Source organism: Acinetobacter sp. ANC_7682 (assembly GCF_056779795.1).
Genome location: NZ_JBWYIQ010000012.1, coordinates 18,854 through 37,267 on the forward strand (window position 1 = coordinate 18,854; position 18,414 = coordinate 37,267).

Below are 18,414 nucleotides of genomic sequence, written 5' to 3' on the forward strand. Positions count from 1 at the left end.
CGTGATTAAGCATTATCCATGCACAATACTATAAAAAACATTTAGGAAAAAAGATGAAAAAGACGCTAACCGCACTGACTCTATCGATTGGCTTGTTATTACCCCTAACGAGCTTTGCTAAAAATAACGTTGTTGTCGTTGCAACTGGGGGAACGATTGCGGGTGCTGGTGCAAGCTCAACCAACAGCGCCACTTACACTGCCGCAAAAGTTCCAGTGGATGACTTACTGAATGCCGTTCCTCAAATTAAAGATTTAGCCAATGTGAGCGGCGTACAAGCAATGCAGGTTGCTTCTGAAAGCATTACAGACAAAGAACTACTCTCCCTTGCCCGCCAAGTCAATGATTTGGTTAAAAAGTCAGATGTAAATGGCGTTGTAATTACACATGGTACAGATACCTTAGAAGAAACCGCTTTTTTTCTTAATCTAGTGGTACAAACGGAAAAACCTATTGTTGTTGTCGGCTCAATGCGCCCATCGACGGCTTTATCTGCGGATGGCCCACTAAATTTATATAGTGCAGTTGCTCTGGCAGCAGACCCGAGTGCAAAAAATAAGGGGGTGTTCGTCCTTATGAACGATAGTATTTTTGCAGCTCGAGATGTGACTAAAGGCATTAATATTCATACTAATGCCTTTGTAAGCCAATGGGGAGCTTTAGGGACGTTGGTAGAATCTAAACCTTATTGGTTCCGAAGTTCTGTTAAGCGATTTAATCAGCGGTCAGAATTCAATATCGAGAATATTAAGGGTGATACACTCCCATTAGTTCAAATTGTCTATGGCTCTGGCAACATGATTCCTGATGCTTATCAAGCGTATGCCAATGCTGGGGTTAAAGCCATTGTCCATGCAGGTACAGGAAACGGTTCAGTCGCGAAAAATATTGTTCCCACGCTGAATCAACTTCAGCAAAGTGGTATACAAATTGTACGTTCTTCACGAGTGCCACAAGGATTCGTTCTCCGTAATGCCGAACAGCCAGATGACAAATATGGTTGGGTAGTTGCACATGACTTCAACCCTCAAAAAGCTAAAATTTTAACCGCGCTTGCTTTAACCAAAACCAAAGATGCAAAAGAAATACAACGCATGTTCTGGGAATATTAAGCCCAATTTTCATGTTATAAAAAAGTGCCGAATGGCACTTTTTTGATTGATATAAAATCGCCTTTATTCAAATCGAAGATAATTTGTGCGAATCATATAAAATATCGTGGATTCTCAGTTCTAAATCACTTTGCATGATAAAATACGCTCTGCTCTTGTAAAGGACTCATCTATGCAGTTTGTTCATCTCGGTGTTCATACAGAATTTTCTATTACTGAATCAATCGTACGTATACCTGATCTAATGAAGTCTGCTGTACAGGATTCTATGCCTGCACTCGCGATGACAGATTTATCGAACTTACATGCAGCAGTGAAGTTTTATACCTCGTGTCTTAAAAAAGGGATTAAACCTATTTTAGGAAGTGTGATTCGTTTGAATGATGAATCACATCGTATGACTTTACTGGCGATGAATAATGAGGGTTGGCGTAGTTTAACTGAAGTAGTATCGCGCGGCTTTATTGAAGGACAACAACTCAGTATCCCGTGTGTAAAAAAAGAATGGGTGTTAGAACAAGCGCCGGGCATGATTGCACTTTTAGGGATTAAAAGTGATGTTGGAGAAATGCTGTGTTCAAGTAGCCCTGAAAAAGCTGAACCCTTACTTGAAGCTTGGATCGAAAAATTTGGCAATCGTGTTTATTTAGCACTCACACGTACCAATCGCCCACAAGAAGAAGATTTTATTATTGAAGCTGTTAAATTAGCCGCAAAATATCAAATCGGTGTTGTCGCTCATAATGATGTTCATTTTATTAGAGAAGAAGACTTTGAAGCCCATGAAGCGCGCGTCTGCATCGCAGATGGCTATGTTTTAGGTGATAATCGTCGTCCACGTACTTACAGCCCTGAGCAATATTTCAAAACAACAGCGCAAATGGTGGAGTTATTTGCTGATATCCCCAGTGCTATTCAAAATACAGTTGAAATTGCTAAACGCTGTAATGTGACACTTCGCTTAGGTAAATACTTTTTACCTGACTATCCAATTCCTGAAGGTCATACAATTGATACCTTCTTTGCCCATTTGTCTAAAGAAGGATTAGAAGAACGTCTTAATCACCTTTATCCTGTGGAGAAACGTGGAGAAGACTGGCCTGAAATTCGCAAAGAATATGACGATCGTTTAGATTTTGAAATCAAGATCATTAACTCGATGGGATTCCCAGGTTACTTCTTGATTGTCATGGACTTCATTCAGTGGTCCAAGAACAATGGCGTACCTGTAGGCCCGGGTCGTGGTTCAGGTGCAGGCTCATTAGTTGCATACAGTTTAAAAATTACAGATTTGGATCCACTGCCATACGGACTTCTTTTCGAACGTTTCTTAAACCCTGAACGTGTTTCGATGCCAGACTTTGACGTGGATTTTTGTATCGCAGGTCGAGATCGTGTAATTGATTATGTCGCACGAACTTATGGGCGTGATGCTGTATCTCAAATTGCAACATTTGGTACGATGGCAGCGAAAGGTGCAATTCGTGATGTTGCACGAGTTTTAGGTAAGTCTTACGGCTTAGCAGATCGTATTTCTAAAATGATCCCGACTAAACCTTTAGGTTTAAGTTTAGAAGAATCTTTAGAAGCAGAACCACAACTTAAAGATATTGTAACCAACCCATCCAACCCAGATTATGAAGATGCTTCAGAAATCTGGGAAATGGCGCTTAAACTTGAAGGAATAACGCGTAACACTGGTAAGCACGCAGGTGGTGTTGTAATCGCACCGACCAAGATTACGGACTTCTCAGCTGTACTGTGTGAAGAAGATGGTACTGGTCGTGTCGCTCAATTTGATAAAGACGATGTTGAAGCGGCAGGACTTGTTAAATTTGACTTCTTGGGGTTGCGAAATCTTACTGTAATTGAAGATGCTATTCAGCACATTAACCAACGATTAAAGTTTGATATACCTCTAAAGATTGAAAATATTCCGCTGAATGACAAAGCAGCGTATTCAATATTTGCCGAAGCAAATACCACTGCGGTATTCCAATTTGAATCCGTGGGCATGAAAAAAATGCTCAAGGAAGCACGCCCAAGTAAATTTGAAGAAATTATTGCCTTCGTGTCATTGTACCGCCCGGGCCCAATGGATCTAATTCCAGACTTTATTCATCGTATGCATGGTGGAGAGTTCGAATACTTACATCCCCTATTAGAAGGTGTCTTAGAACCTACCTATGGGATTATGGTATATCAAGAACAGGTTATGCAAGCAGCTCAGTATTGTGCAGGATATAGTCTAGGTGGTGCGGACTTACTTCGTCGTGCGATGGGTAAAAAGAAACCTGAAGAGATGGTTAAACAACGCCAAATCTTTATTGAAGGTGCTGCAAAAAAAGATATCGATGAGCAAACGGCGAACCATATCTTTGACTATATGGAAAAATTTGCAGGCTATGGTTTCAACAAGTCACATGCTGCAGCCTATGCATTGGTGGCTTATCAGACGGCTTGGTTAAAAGCACACTATCCTTCTGAGTTTATGTCCGCTGTACTGACTTCGGAAATGCAAAACACAGACAGTATTGTATTTTTGATTGATGACTGTCGTAACAATGGTCTCGATGTGTTACCACCTTCCGTCAATATGTCGATTTATCAATTCCATGCAATTGATGAAAAAACCATTGTATATGGTCTAGGTGCAATCAAGGGTGTTGGTGAAGCAGCAATGCAATCCGTGATTGATTCACGTAAGCAACTTGGACCTTATAAAGATTTATTTGATTTCTGCCATCGCATTGATCTGAAGAAAATCAATAAACGTACACTTGAAGCTTTGATTCGCTCAGGAGCCTTAGATTGTCTCGGCCTTGAACGCGCGACTTTAATGGCTCAATTGCCTGAAGCTGTACAAGCAGCCGAACAAGCTCGTTCAAACCGCGAAACAGGCATTATGGATTTATTTGGTGAAGTTGAAGAAGTTCAACGTAAACCCACTAAACCTGTAAAACCTTGGTCTGATGAAGTCCGTTTAAAAGGTGAAAAAGACACCTTAGGTTTATACTTAACGGGACACCCCATTGATGTGTATCGCCCCGAGTTAAAAGCGTTTATTTCTAACAAAATTAATGAGCTGACTCCAACACGTCGTGGTGTGACTACAGTATTTGCCGGCTTGGTTGTGGATGTCGCAAATTTCCCTAACCGCATGATGATCACACTCGATGATGGTACTGCTCGAATTGAAGTCTCAGCAAATCATGAACGCTTCCAACGTTTTAAAGATATTATTGTGAATGAAAGAGTGATTGTGATTGAAGGTGAAATATATGAACGTGAAGGCTTCGATCGTCCGATGGGACGCCTTACTAAGGCGTTTACATTAAACGAAATTCGTCAAAAACGTGCGAATCACATCCTCATCAAATTACAACCTGAGCATATTCAGCCAAATCTTGGTCAAGAGCTTTCACAGATCATTCAACCATTTTGTGATGTAGATATGTGTCAGCATGTGCCATTACAAGTACAACTCGACTTTCCATATGCAACGGCTGATTTTCATTTACCACCACAATGGAATGTCGCACCACTCGATGACTTATTGTTCAAACTGCGCGACTATTTTGGTAAAGAGGCCTTACATGTGGAGTATCATGTCAAGTCAAAAGCTGCACGTTCCCACGCCGCAGAACCAAAATCAGAACCAGTCATCACATCACATGCCTCTCCACCTGACCAGATCAGTATGGATGAAGCAATGGATCAATACATGACGGAAGTCAGTCAATACTCTTAATTTTGGAAGATTTATGAATTTAATTGATAATGCTGCTGTCTCAGCGCATTTGTCTCATGTGCGTATTGTCATGGTGAATACTACCCTGCCTGCGAATATCGGTAGCGCACTTAGAGCAATGAAAACCATGGGGCTTTCAAAATTGGTTTTAGTTGCACCTAAAACTTATCCTCACCCTGATATTGATGCACTTGCAGCCGGTGCAACCGATTTAATTGATCAAATTCAGATTGTAGAAACGCTTGAAGAAGCCATCGCAGATTGTCATTTAGTCTTTGGTACAAGTGCTCGTAGCCGAACTATTCCATGGCCTTTATTAGATGCTCGACCTGCTGCTGATAAATCGATGCAAGCGGTGATCAAAGAACAACAAGAAATTGCCGTAATATTTGGGCGTGAAGATCGCGGATTAACCAATGAAGAGTTGGCCTTGGCGAATTACCATGTGACCATCCCTGTGAATACAGACTATGGGGTACTCAATGTCGCTCAAGCCATTCAAATTATTTGCTATGAAATGCGAATGGCGACCACGGCTCTCATGGAACAAGTTGAAGATCCTCAAGCAGTTATGAAAGTGACTGATGAAGATTCTATGCATTGGGATGAGCCGTTGGTAACACATCAACAGATGGAACAATTTTATCCTCATTTTGAAAAAATGTTGCACGAAATCGAGTTTTTAGACCCAGAAAACCCACGATTATTGCCTTTACGCTTGCGTCGCTTATTCGGACGTATACAATTAGATCGTATGGAGTACCATCTTCTTAGAGGTATTTTCAGTCGTGTTCAGGCATTGAACAATGGCACATGGAAAAAGTCAGATTCTAAAGAGAAATCAAAAGATGCTTAAACAGCTTAAAGAAGATATTCAAGCTGTGTTTGCCCGCGATCCTGCGGCGCGCAACACATTTGAAGTTTTAACCACTTATCCAGGAATTCACGCACTGATTATGCATCGTGTTGCGCATGAGCTTTGGAAAAAAGAGTGTAAAACTTCAGCCCGCATGCTGTCTTCTTTTAGTCGTTTTGCAACTGGTATCGAAATTCACCCAGGTGCCAAAATTGGCAAACGTTTTTTTATTGATCACGGTATGGGTGTGGTCATTGGGGAAACAGCTGAAATTGGTGATGATGTGACGCTCTATCATGGCGTGACATTAGGTGGCACCACTTGGAATAAAGGCAAACGTCACCCAACTTTAGAAGATGGTGTAGTCGTTGGCGCAGGTGCGAAAATTTTGGGACCATTTACCGTGCATAAGAATGCGAAAGTAGGTTCAAATGCTGTGGTCACCAAAGAAGTCCCTGAAGGGGCTACTGCCGTAGGTAATCCAGCGCGGTTTATTATTAAAAATCAGCAAAAAGATTTGGACAAAGAATCAGAACGACGCAATTATGCAGAAAGCATCGGTTTTCAGCCTTACGCGACAACCCAAGATCAATCAGATCCTATGTTAGAAGGTATGCGAGTATTATTGGATCGTATACAGCACAATGAAAAGCGCATGAACACTCTATGTCAGCGACTTTCATTACTTGATCCAACATTTAATAACGCTCAAAGTAATGGACAACCATTTAGCGCTGAAGAGTTAAAAATCATTGACGAAGTTCGTCGTGAGTGCGAAGCTCAAACAGCACAATCAAAAGCTTAATGTATAAGTTTGACTAAGTTAGGTGAATCTGAGTTGCATGTTGTTTCGACTTTTCATAGACTCAGATACAACCTGAACTAGAATTTAAAAACATAATATTGGAAGAAAATATGACGATTAAGCCCCTCATTGCCACCATGATCGCTGTTTCATTATTGAGTGCTTGTAGCTCTCCAGCAGTAAAAAAACAATCTAAAACAAACGATCCAATCGTCTTTTCTGAGCCTGATTTAAGTGCGCCATTTTATGCATTAAATCCTTTCAATTATAGCCAACCACCAGTATTCGAGCTTGAACTAAAAAAAGCAGCCGCTGCTCCACTTCAAAAACTTGAGGTGATTGATCCAAATAACCCAAATAGGAAGATGATCCTCGATAAGAATAAATTAATCGTACCGACTGTGAATAGTTCACAACGTGCGATGAAATACACGGTTTTAGCGGGTCAAAATGAAATCGATATTACAGAAATTGATGACTTCCTCCAGATGGTTGAAGGTAAAGCACGTCACTATCCTCCTCGCTTTACAGATCGTCAAGAACGTCGCGGTTTTGAAGCTAAATTACGAGAAGTTTCAGCTCAACTAGATACTTTAGCAGCGAAAGATAACGCGTCATTCGATATCTTAATTCGTGCATTTAAAGCAAGTATATTGGGTCGTAACCTTGATCTTGGTTCTGCTTACACCACTAAATCTTTAAAATATGCTCAACAAATCCTGAAGATCAACAAAGAAGACGCTGAAGCGAACTTCTGGTTTGGTTTCTCTTTGTCTGAAGGTGGTGGTCAAAAAGAAGCTATTCCATATATCGACAAGGCCATCAAAGCGGGTGTTCAAGAAGCTTATCTCGTAGCTGTTAATAACTACCTCGCATTGAGCCAAAAGAAAAATGCAATCACAACTTTAAAAAATTACAAAGTGAAATATCCTGAAGAAACTGAAGTTGCTGACCGCTTGATTCAAGAAATTGAGAAACAAGGTCGCTACAATGTTTGGCAGATTTTAAACAATCCTGCGAAATCATAATCTTATTTCAAAAAAAAATAGACTGATTATTCAGTCTATTTTTTTTAGCACTTATTTTTATCTCCCTAAAAATAACGTATGCTCAGCGTTAATGATTCATGCTGACAGTTGAAAATATGTTTATGATGAACAATAAATACATCGGCGTCCTACTGCTCGCAACACCACTATTTATGACAGGTTGCCAAGTCGTCAGTGTAAAAAATCAAGCGCTTAATGTTTCGATCGCGAATGAACGAGATAGCATATTAACGCGTAAAAAAATGAGTGAAGCGAGTCTGAATGTCCTCTCCATGACAGGCAGTGAGGCTGAAAGTTGTTCTAATGATCCAGATAAATGCGTATCTGATCTAAAAAAAATAAAACAAATTCAAGATGAACAACTTTATTCAACTGCAAGTGAAGCATATTTGACACGGGCATTAACCTTCAGTAATTCTTCTGATTGTAATACCAGTTTAATTAATAAATATCAGTCAGAAGAAAAGCAAAAACTTCATCAAGAAAACTATAGTCAATGTCTTGACCAACAGTTAGCAATGCTTGATAAAAGTATTCGTTATAGTTATGCCTATCTATTCAAGACAAAACGCCAACCAAGCGACCGTATTTTCGATAATAGACAAGTTCAAATACGAGATTTCTACAATCAAGCCTTGGCGAAAATGGTGATGACCTATGGTATGCGCTATACGGGTGAAAAAGTTCCCAAACAAATAAAAATTGGTGAAAGCATTTATACCATCAACTATGACCATTACCCTCAGATTGCTAATCAAAAATTAGATAGCCTGCTTTCAAGCTACAATCTCAATTTTAGTGGCTTACGTTCGATTAACCGTCGGGATGGTTTCGGTGCGGAATTTGTCGCAACGCTTCCAGCGCCAGAGCGAAATAGCGATTCAGGTAAATATATTGTAGATCCATTAAATCACGCTTATAAAAATGGTCGTAATCCTAACATTCATCCACCACGTTATCTTTCAGTCACGATGACCGCTGAGCCTGCGCGTCAAAGTAATGTAGAGGATATTCTGAATGACCCGCATTTCACCCTGAATATTTATGATCCTTATGGATTAGATCAATTAAAAGTAGGTGGAAAAGTTTATCCCTTAGCTGCGAATTACTCTGCACCTTATGGTTTGTGGCTTGCCGAAAATAACTTAGGTGCTGCTGCATATTTGAGTTTGATTGATCGTGACAATACAATCACAATGCCCCATCTCTTTATGCTCGAACCCTATAATCCAAACAAAAAAATTATTGTTTTGGTGCATGGACTTGCAAGCAGTCCAGAAGCTTGGATTGCATTAACCAATGACATTATGGGAGATAATGTTCTAAGAGAGCATTATCAAGTTTGGCAAGTATTTTACTCAACCAATATGCCAATTTTAGAAAGTCGCTTTCAGGTGAATGCGATCATTCAACAAGCATTTGATTCACTTGATCAATCTACGGCATCAGCTAAAGATGCAGTTCTGATTGGACATAGTATGGGTGGTATTATTTCAAGATTATTGGTGAGCCAAGCTGATTTAACACAACCTGCATTGTCTCAATTAAAAAATTCTCAAATTAGCCGTTTTAAGAATGAACCTTTATTTAAAGCTCGTTTACAAATCAAACCTGTGCCACAGTTTAATCGTGCTATTTTCTTAGCAGCACCTCATCGAGGGACAGATTATGCTGATCGTTGGTTTACACGAGCTGCGCGTAAAGTGATCAAGCTGCCAGGTGCATTTTTGGGTGCATTTGCTGAATCGCTCTCAGATAAAGATATTAATATTAAACATTTTGTCAAAGACTTAGGTCATGGATTGATTCAAAATGGTCCGAGTGATCTGAGTCACAACTCTCCTTTCACCAATTTAACCTCACCTGTGACGCCAATTAAAGGGTTTAAATTTCACTCCATCATGGGGAATGTGACTGAGAGTAAAGATCCTACTGTTATGTCAGATGGGATCGTACCTTATCAGAGTGCGCATCTTAAAGGGGCACAATCTGAGATTATTATCAAAGGTGGTCACTCAATTCAGGAAACGCCTGAAGCTGTGTTGGAATTAAGACGAATCCTAAGACTTCATTTGACAGAGCTTGGAATTGCCAAATAACGATTTCCTTTAGCTTTTATCAGCCGATGTATCAAAGATGCATCGGCTTTTTGTTTTTATAGTCCCAAATGACGACTTTTGAATCCCACTCATATTTTTAATTACCTTCTCCATAAAATATTTGAGAAAAAATGGATAACGATTAGAACAAACTGGATAGCCTGACTCCCTTAATCACTGTTCAATAGATTCAAAGATAAATGAAATCAAGTGATATAAGGAGTTAGACCATGGGATCTCGTAGCAGCATCGAATGGCATGATTTTATTGAAGGATGTATCGATTTTCGACCAGAGGATGGCGTCTATCGTATCGCACGTGACATGTTTACTGAACCAGAACTTTTTGATCTAGAAATGGAAATGATCTTTGAAAAGGTATGGATCTACGCGTGTCATGAAAGTGAAATTCCAAAACCAAATGACTTTGTCACTGTTCAAATTGGTCGCCAACCGCTCATCATTAACCGTGATGGTCAAGGTAATTTAAATGCAATGGTCAATGCCTGCGAGCACCGTGGTGCTACATTGACCCGAGTTGCTAAAGGTAATCAATCCACATTTACCTGCCCGTTCCACGCTTGGTGTTACAAATCTGATGGTCGCCTCGTAAAAGTTAAAGCTCCTGGTGAGTATTGTGATGACTTTGATAAATCATCACGAGGTCTAAAAAAAGCACGTATTGCAAGTTATAAAGGATTTGTCTTCGTTAGCTTAGATACAACAGCTACAGACACTTTAGAAGATTATTTAGGTGATACACGTGTTTTCCTTGATCTTATGGTTGAACAATCACCTACAGGTGAATTAGAAGTTTTACCGGGTAAATCAGCATATACCTTTGCAGGAAACTGGAAGCTTCAAAATGAAAATGGTGTAGATGGCTACCACGTAAGTACTGTTCACTATAACTATGTATCTACAGTTCAATATCGTCAGCAACTGAATGCTCAAAAAGGGACCGGACCAAAAGACACACTTGATTACAGTAAATTAGGTGCTGGTGATGACACAACTGATGATGGTTGGTTCTCATTTAAAAATGGTCATAACGTTTTGTTTAGTGACATGCCTAACCCAACTGTACGTCCTGGTTACGCAACTGTGATGCCATATCTGGTTGAGAAATATGGTCAAAAACGTGCTGAATGGGCAATGCACCGTCTCAGAAACTTAAACCTATATCCAAGCCTTTTCTTTATGGATCAAATCAGTTCGCAACTTCGTATTATTCGTCCAGTTGCGTGGAATAAAACTGAAGTCATTAGCCAGTGTATTGGTGTTAAAGGTGAGTCGGCTGAAGCACGTCGTAACCGTATTCGTCAATTCGAAGATTTCTTCAACGTATCGGGCTTAGGCACGCCTGACGATTTAGTTGAATTCCGTGAACAACAGCGTGGTTTCCAAGCTCGTTTAGAACGCTGGAGTGATATTTCGCGCGGTTATCATAAGTGGAATTATGGCGACAGCCCGAATGCTCAAACACTTGGTATTAAACCAGTCATTACGGGAACTGAAATCACTCAAGAAGGTTTATATGTCAATCAACACCAAGTTTGGCGCGATCTCATGTTAAAAGGCTTAAAAAATAAAGCACTTAAACTCACTGAAGATACTTCTGAACCACACGAATGCCCTGCATCACAAGCGACAACTGAGGAGGCTTAATCATGACACAAGCTCTTGTACATCAAGTTTCTCAATTTTTATATGAAAAATCTGCGCTTTGTGACAACTATGAATGGGACGCATATTTAGAACTCTATGATGAAGACAGCGAATACCACATTCCACAATGGATTAGTGACCATGAATACGTCACTGATCCAAACCAAGGACTTTCGTATATCTATTATGAAAACCGTGCTGGCCTTGAAGATCGCGTATTCCGTATTGGAACTGGTAAAGCTGCATCAGCTACTCCCCTTCCGCGTCTCATGCATGCGATTCACAACATCCGTGTAAAAACACTTGAAGACGGATTATTAGAAGTTAAAGCGGGTTGGTCGACATTCTATAACCGCCAAGGTTTAGAAGGCTATTTTTACGGTCATGTCACTTATATCCTTCGTCAACATGAAGACACTTTCCGCATTCGTAAACAGCACACCATTTTGTTGAATGACAAAATTGATTCTGTGCTCGACTTCTATCACGTTTAAGGAGTAAAAGAATGAGTCATTCTGTTGCACTCAACTTTGCAGATGGTAAAACGTTCTTTATCTCTGTGAATAATGATGAGCTTTTACTTGATGCTGCGTTCCGTCAAGGTATCACATTACCTTTAGACTGCCGTGAAGGCGTTTGCGCAACCTGTCAAGGGCAATGTGAAAGTGGCAATTACACTCAAGATTATGTCGATGAAGAAGCATTAACCGAACGTGATCTGGCAGAGCGTAAAATTTTAGCTTGTCAAACACGAGTGCAATCGAATGCTGCATTCTATTTCGATCATGACTCAAGTTTCTGTAATGCTGGTGAAACACTTCAACTCGAAACCAAAGTGACTCACGTAGAATTAGTCTCTGAAACTACGGCAATCATTCATGTAGATGCCAGTCAACATACGCAGAAAATTGATTATTTACCGGGTCAATATGCTCGATTAAAAATTCCTGGTGCAAATGATTGGCGTTCTTATTCCTTTGCCAATTTACCCAATGAAGCTAATCAATTACAGTTTTTAATTCGCTTACTCCCGCAAGGTCTCATGAGTGACTATCTGCGAGATCGAGCAAAAGTTGGGGATACAATTTTACTCGAAGCACCTTTAGGCAGTTTTTATCTTCGCGAAGTGGAAAAAGAAAAGCCATTAGTCTTTGTCGCAGGAGGTACTGGATTGTCAGCATTTTTAGGAATGCTAGATCAAATTGTGAAACAACCTCAAATTCCACCAGTACATCTGTATTATGGTGTAAACAAAGAGCAAGATTTGTGTGAACAAGAAAGGTTAAAAGCATACTCAGCTAAGATTCCACACTTTGAGTATCATCCCGTAATCGGACAACCTTCTAATGATTGGACTGGAAAAAAAGGATTTATCCACGAACATTTAGATCAATCGCAATTAAGCGAATCAGCATTCGATATGTATTTGTGTGGTCCGCCACCAATGATCGATGCTGTCAAAAATTGGTTAGCTGATCACCAGATAGACAACGGACGTGTTTACAGTGAGAAGTTTATTCAAAGTCATAGCTCAAGATAATTAAATGAGCTTATGACAATCACTAAGGACTATCGTTAATATTCTTTGCAAACGATAGTCCTTTTTTGTTCTAACGTTTGAATATATGGAAATTTTAAATGCAAAAAATAATTGTAAATGACGTTATTGATCGGGAAAAAATGTCCCCTTTACAATGGACAGTTTTCTTTCTGGGGTTTTTGGTTTTTTTCTGTGATGGATTAGACACTGGCATCTTAGGCTTTATTGCACCAGCATTGTTAGATGATTGGGGTATTTCAAAACCAGATCTAGCACCTGTGCTCAGCGCAGCCTTAGTTGGTATGTCGATCGGTGCCATTATCTCAGGACCATTATCAGACAAATTTGGACGCAAGGGTGTCATCGTGATGACAACTTTGTTGTTTTCAATTTTTACCATCATGTGCGGATTCGCTTCTAACACACAAGAACTTATGATCTATCGTTTTATAACGGGGATCGGACTTGGTGCGGCTATGCCGAATATCAGCACAATGGTATCTGAATATATGCCTCTAAAACGCAAAGCATTCCTGACTGGATTAGCAGGTTGCGGATTTATGTTAGGAATCTCGAGTGGCGGTGTCTTATCTGCGTTCTTATTAGAGAATCAAGGTTGGGCGAATGTCATTATTATTGGCGGTATTATCCCACTGATTGTATTGGTATTTCTGATCACTAAGTTACCTGAATCACCTCAATACCTCATCAAGCAAAATCGTCAAGAAAAAGCAAAACCAATTCTTGAGAAGATTCACGGTCAAGCATTTGATCAAAGTACTGTATTTGTACTACCTGAAGCAGAAGTTTTAGATCCTAAACAAAGCCCTGTTAAAATTTTATTTAGCAAATACTTTTGGGGTTCAGCAATGCTTTGGCTGTGTTGCTTTACCAGCCTAATGGTGTTTTATCTGTTAACCAGCTGGATGCCGACTATTCTTAAAACCGCTGGATTTACAACAGAGCAGTTTAGTTTAATTGCAGCGATTTTCCCATTCGGCGGTGTAATAGGTGCATGCTTTATGGGTTGGTATATGGATAAAGTTAATCCAAATACTGTGATTAAATATTCTTATCTCGCAGCATTTGTATTGTTCTTCGTTGCAGCATTCGTAAGCCAAAGTATTGTTTTACTCGGTATTGCAATTTTCTTAATTGGCGCATTATTAGTGGGTGCTCAATCATCACTACTTCCATTAACAGCACTGTTCTACCCTTCAGTGTGCCGCGGTGTAGGTGTTTCATGGATGCATGGTATTGGTCGTATCGGTGCGATCTTAGGTGCGTTCTACGGATCACTGATTTTTACTTTTGAATTATCTCTTGCAGGTATTTTCTATGTCCTCGCAATTCCGACATTTATTTCGTTTATTGCGCTCGCATTAAAAGGACTGAAACAACCTGAATCAGCCAATACTGCAACTGCTGAAGTAACCCATTAATCTCGACTCAGTCATTAAAAAGCCCCAATCAAGGGGCTTTTTTTAAACCATTATTTTAAGTGTTTCACTCGGGAGAACCCCATACTTGGCTTTGTATTCTTGAGAAAAACGTCCTAAATGTCTAAATCCCCAATCATAAGCCAATCTTGAAATGGAAATATTTGCATTGTTCTGCAACAAAGCATGATGAATCTGTTCAAGTCTATAGTTTTTTAAATAATCCATAGGACTCATATGCAGCGCTTGTTGAAACTCACGGTATAAAGTCGATTTTGAAGTCCCCGATATCATGACTAAATCTGATGCATCCAACTCTTGATCAGCAAAACGATGAATAAACTCTCTGACCACCATGACTGGCTTCGGAAGCTGATACTCTTGGAGCGATCTTAATTCATTGGAATAATTATTGTGCTGGGTTAAAAGCAAAGCCTTAATCAAAAAACTTTCATAGTCTTGAGAAAGCAGATTTAAACCATCAAAACGAGAATAATCTTGCCTGAGCGATAAACATTGTTGAATATTATTCCACCATAATCTTAGGAAGTTATCTTCACTAAATGGCATATCTGGTTCAAAAATCACCCGCTCTTTAACAGGTTTAGAAAGCAGATTGGAAAGTACAGATTTGACACTTTCTTCAGGAATCACTACTTGAAATTTTTTACAATTACGGTGAATGATGAGTTCTTGCTGATCCTGACTAGAAACAATGATTCCATTATTACTGTGTGATAAATGAGTTTCTCCATTCATACGCAATGTTTGCTGTCCATGAATAGGCAAACTGATACTGTATGCACCTAGCTGCTGAATTTGAATAGACACATCTGTGCCATAACTGATACAGCCAATTGCCATTTTTTTACTCGGCAAGCGTATACCTGAATAATGGAAATCGAGCTGATCTTTACGAGCAGTATCTAATTGATGTGAACCACAAATAAGGCTCATTAATCGTTGAGCAACATTCAATTCACGCGAAGCGTGACTAAGATCCTTATGTTGGCTGAGTGTGATCATCCTGTTCACCTAGCTATTTTGAATCGTGATAAATACTATAAAACATTTTTAAAAATAATGTCGAAATAAAGTCTCTAGGCTTCGACTAAATATTTACATATATTTTTGAATATCAATTAATAAATCAAAAAATACTATTTTGGTATCTTAGATTACTTAATAAGTATCGTTATTTTTTATCATAATTTTCAAAATCTTGATCAAAAATCAAAGAGATCAAATATGAGGTTTAATTTGACATTCAGTGATTATAAAGATAGATTTTGAATAACGTCCTAAGGATAGGACCGATATAAATAAACGCAATATTTTTCAATTTTAACTATATCTATCACGTTTTAAAATTATTGTTTTGGTCTGAATATTGCTTCATTTATTTATATCGTAAATCTCATTCCATGAAATCAATTTAAAAATACATTCATGGTGCGCGCTACTAATGAGCCAAAAGGAACCAAAATGAACCAGCTTCATTCCTCTCAGCTAACTGGGCAAAATTTTCGTAATGAATCAATTTTCACCCGCCAAAATTTGGTCTTCCATCAAGCAGATTTAAGCGAAACTTGTAAAAATGTGGGTCAAATTTTTAAGCCTCATGCACTCAAAGTGTTAAAACCTGCTAAAAATTTTAGTGCAAGCATGCACCATGTTCAAACTGGTGCTCTTTCTATCAGCCGTTTGGAATATGGTGCAGATGTATTGATCGAACCAGATCAACTAGAAAAGTTTTATCTGATTCAGATTCCTACTCAAGGCTATGCAGAAATTGAATTTGGTCACGATAAATTTATTTCATATTCAGAAGTAGCATCAATTATTTCACCTGACCAATCACTCAGAATGCGCTGGCGTGCTCACTCGCCTCAACTTATTCTTAAAATTTCAAAAGATGATTTTGCACATCATTGTCAGCAACATATCGTGAAATCTGAACAAAAAAATGTAATTTTTAATCCACGACTCGATTTTACTACTCAATCTGGTGGTTATTTTCTACAACTTTTGAGAACCATGATGGATGCACTCAAATGTGAGCATCATCCTCTCCACCATCCACTTGCCTTTAAGCAGTTTGAATCAAATTTATTTAATGCTCTTATTTATGGGCAACCAAACAATGCTTTTTTTAAAGCAAACGCTCATCATGAGAAAAAATTAGCACCTTACTTTATCAAACGTGCTGAAGCATACATTCGGCAACACTTGCATGAACCACTTAATATCGAAGTCTTGGCTGAACAATCAGGTGTAAGTGCACGAACACTCTTCGCCGGATTCAAAAATCATTTTGGCATTACCCCTATGGCATACTTACGTGAGCTTCGTTTTGAACAAGCTCATCTTGAACTGATGAATAATGAACATGCCACGGTCACTGATGTTGCATTTAAATGGGGCTTTACTCATTTAGGTCGTTTTTCACAAGAGTACAAACGTCGTTATGGCGAGCTGCCATCATCAACGCGTAAGATTACACAAAATTCACTCTTCTCTTAATTTTAGGTCTATGAATAAAAAAGCCTGTGATTTCACAGGCTTTTTTGATTAGAAATGATGAATGTATCGAATTTGGAATCGATCACCTTCAGTTCTATTTTTTGCATCATGCTCAAAATATGCATTTGCGACGACATGATTTTTTGGCGAGTGACTATACATAATTCCAGGTCCAACAGCCCACACACTTTCTTTGCGACCATCGACTTTTACACCATCAACTTTGGTACCGGTGAGCTGTTTTAAGTAATATCCACTTAGACCCAACCGAATCTGATCATGTACAGCATATTCAGATGCTAAGTTAATGTGAACTGCTTGCCCCGCTTGGATGTCATCAGCAGCACCAAAACTATAAGTTGGATCATCATTTTTAAAATTATACAAATAATGAGCGCGTGTCGAAGCTGTCCATTTCGGATTAAACCAATACGTTGCAGCCCAATATGGATTGAAGGAAAATGCATTATTGCCCGGATTAATATAACGGTTTTGCTGATATTCCCCTGTCGGCAAATTTAGCTGTAATTCAATTCGATGGACAAATTTTGGTCCCTGTTCACCCATGACTGGATCGAACTGGAGAAATGGACCAATCATTAAATCTCCAAATCCACTTTTAGCTTTTAGCGCTTGATTATTTAAACCATCGTCAACACTCATTTTACTTAAATAAGGGATAAGTAAGTTCAGACCTAGACTTGAATGAGCAGTCGGTTTATAGGTCGATATGTAACTTAATTGCTCAACAATCACTTGATAATTTAAATCTGTTTTGGGCAATGGAAGATTTTGTCCACTCGCATCTCTCAACTTATCACTATCATAATGTTGAAAATAAGTTTGTGAATACCAACCCGGTCCAGCTGGTAGTCCACCATCCAGAAAGCTGGTCATACCCAAATTCACAGTTGGTAAATCATAAGCCAGAGCTTGTGATGAATATGCTGCAGTAAACAAGGTTAAAGTGCTTAATATAATTTTATTTTTCATGTGTATTTCCAACAAAAAAACCACGATTATTCATCGTGGTTTTTAGAGCAATAATTAAAGGTCTGGATGGCTCGCTGCAATTTGGTAACGACCAGCATGAAATACTAAGGGCTCACCAGCAGTTTGTTGATATTTTTGAATTTCACCGATAAAAATCAGGTGATCGCCACCTTCGTATTGCTGTACATTTTTACAGACAAGTGTAGCAAGTGCTTCATTCAGTAATGGAACGCCTGTATCACATTCACCATGATCAACTGTCGCAAACTTATCTTGTGCACCACGGGCAAAATGGGTAGAAAGCTGATGCTGCTCCTTCGTTAACATATGAATTGCAAAGTGCTCAGCTGCAACAAAATCGGGCAAACTTGGTGCTGTTTTCGACAAGCTCCACAATACAAGCGGTGGATCTAATGACAACGAAGAAAATGAATTGGCTGTCATGCCCACTTTTCGTCCATCCGTTCCACGTGTGGTGATTACGGTAACACCTGTGGCAAACTGACCAAGGAGATTACGAATCTCGCGAGGATTACTGATATCAATCTCTTGCAGATTAATTTTATCTAATACATCCATT

General features: G+C 39.1%; 14 protein-coding genes. 11 read left to right on the forward strand and 3 right to left on the reverse strand.

Annotated features, from left to right (window positions below):
- Positions 1–53: 53 nt before the first annotated feature.
- The 10 genes from AC1M9D_RS06465 (at position 54) to AC1M9D_RS06510 (ending at position 14,321) form a co-directional block, all read left to right on the forward strand.
- Positions 54–1,112, forward strand: a complete 1,059-nt coding sequence (locus AC1M9D_RS06465) for a type II asparaginase (RefSeq protein WP_481589306.1) — start codon at positions 54–56, stop codon at positions 1,110–1,112.
- Positions 1,113–1,284: 172 nt separating this feature from the next.
- Entirely contained in the window at positions 1,285–4,863 is a 3,579-nt protein-coding gene (dnaE, locus tag AC1M9D_RS06470; protein ID WP_481608060.1) for a DNA polymerase III subunit alpha, read from the forward strand.
- Between the two features lie 13 nt (positions 4,864–4,876).
- Positions 4,877–5,719 (forward strand): RNA methyltransferase, encoded by an 843-nt coding sequence (locus tag AC1M9D_RS06475; RefSeq protein WP_092767753.1) that lies wholly within the window; start codon positions 4,877–4,879, stop codon positions 5,717–5,719.
- On the forward strand, positions 5,712–6,524 hold the full coding sequence (gene cysE, locus AC1M9D_RS06480) for a serine O-acetyltransferase (RefSeq protein WP_035266113.1): 813 nt from the start codon (positions 5,712–5,714) through the stop codon (positions 6,522–6,524). The genes AC1M9D_RS06475 and cysE overlap by 8 nt, the downstream gene beginning before the upstream one ends.
- Before the next feature lie 110 nt (positions 6,525–6,634).
- Positions 6,635–7,552: an ABUW_2363 family tetratricopeptide repeat lipoprotein gene (locus AC1M9D_RS06485; protein ID WP_481611767.1), complete on the forward strand. Its 918-nt coding sequence runs from the start codon at positions 6,635–6,637 to the stop codon at positions 7,550–7,552.
- Between the two features lie 116 nt (positions 7,553–7,668).
- Positions 7,669–9,672: an esterase/lipase family protein gene (locus tag AC1M9D_RS06490; protein WP_481611794.1), complete on the forward strand. Its 2,004-nt coding sequence runs from the start codon at positions 7,669–7,671 to the stop codon at positions 9,670–9,672.
- 230 nt (positions 9,673–9,902) lie between these two features.
- The gene (gene antA, locus AC1M9D_RS06495; RefSeq protein WP_035266117.1) at positions 9,903–11,339 is read left to right on the forward strand and encodes an anthranilate 1,2-dioxygenase large subunit; all 1,437 of its coding nucleotides are present in this window, start codon (positions 9,903–9,905) and stop codon (positions 11,337–11,339) included.
- A 2-nt stretch (positions 11,340–11,341) separates the two neighbouring features.
- Entirely contained in the window at positions 11,342–11,833 is a 492-nt protein-coding gene (antB, locus tag AC1M9D_RS06500; protein ID WP_035266119.1) for an anthranilate 1,2-dioxygenase small subunit, read from the forward strand.
- Positions 11,834–11,844: 11 nt separating this feature from the next.
- Positions 11,845–12,879 (forward strand): anthranilate 1,2-dioxygenase electron transfer component AntC, encoded by a 1,035-nt coding sequence (gene antC / locus AC1M9D_RS06505; RefSeq protein WP_481611768.1) that lies wholly within the window; start codon positions 11,845–11,847, stop codon positions 12,877–12,879.
- Between the two features lie 98 nt (positions 12,880–12,977).
- Positions 12,978–14,321: an MFS transporter gene (locus AC1M9D_RS06510; protein WP_481611769.1), complete on the forward strand. Its 1,344-nt coding sequence runs from the start codon at positions 12,978–12,980 to the stop codon at positions 14,319–14,321.
- Positions 14,322–14,363: 42 nt separating this feature from the next.
- On the opposite strand, the gene AC1M9D_RS06515 is transcribed toward AC1M9D_RS06510, so the two are convergent.
- Positions 14,364–15,344 (reverse strand): AraC family transcriptional regulator, encoded by a 981-nt coding sequence (locus tag AC1M9D_RS06515; protein ID WP_481611770.1) that lies wholly within the window; start codon positions 15,342–15,344, stop codon positions 14,364–14,366.
- 459 nt (positions 15,345–15,803) lie between these two features.
- Between AC1M9D_RS06515 and AC1M9D_RS06520 the strand changes: the two genes are divergently transcribed.
- The gene (locus tag AC1M9D_RS06520) at positions 15,804–16,841 is read left to right on the forward strand and encodes an AraC family transcriptional regulator (protein ID WP_481611771.1); all 1,038 of its coding nucleotides are present in this window, start codon (positions 15,804–15,806) and stop codon (positions 16,839–16,841) included.
- A gap of 48 nt (positions 16,842–16,889) precedes the next feature.
- On the opposite strand, the gene AC1M9D_RS06525 is transcribed toward AC1M9D_RS06520, so the two are convergent.
- Positions 16,890–17,834, reverse strand: a complete 945-nt coding sequence (locus tag AC1M9D_RS06525; RefSeq protein WP_481611772.1) for a SphA family protein — start codon at positions 17,832–17,834, stop codon at positions 16,890–16,892.
- Between the two features lie 54 nt (positions 17,835–17,888).
- Complete coding sequence (locus AC1M9D_RS06530) at positions 17,889–18,413, reverse strand: flavin reductase family protein (RefSeq protein ID WP_035266396.1); 525 nt, start codon at positions 18,411–18,413, stop codon at positions 17,889–17,891.
- Between the last annotated feature and the right edge of the window lies 1 nt (position 18,414).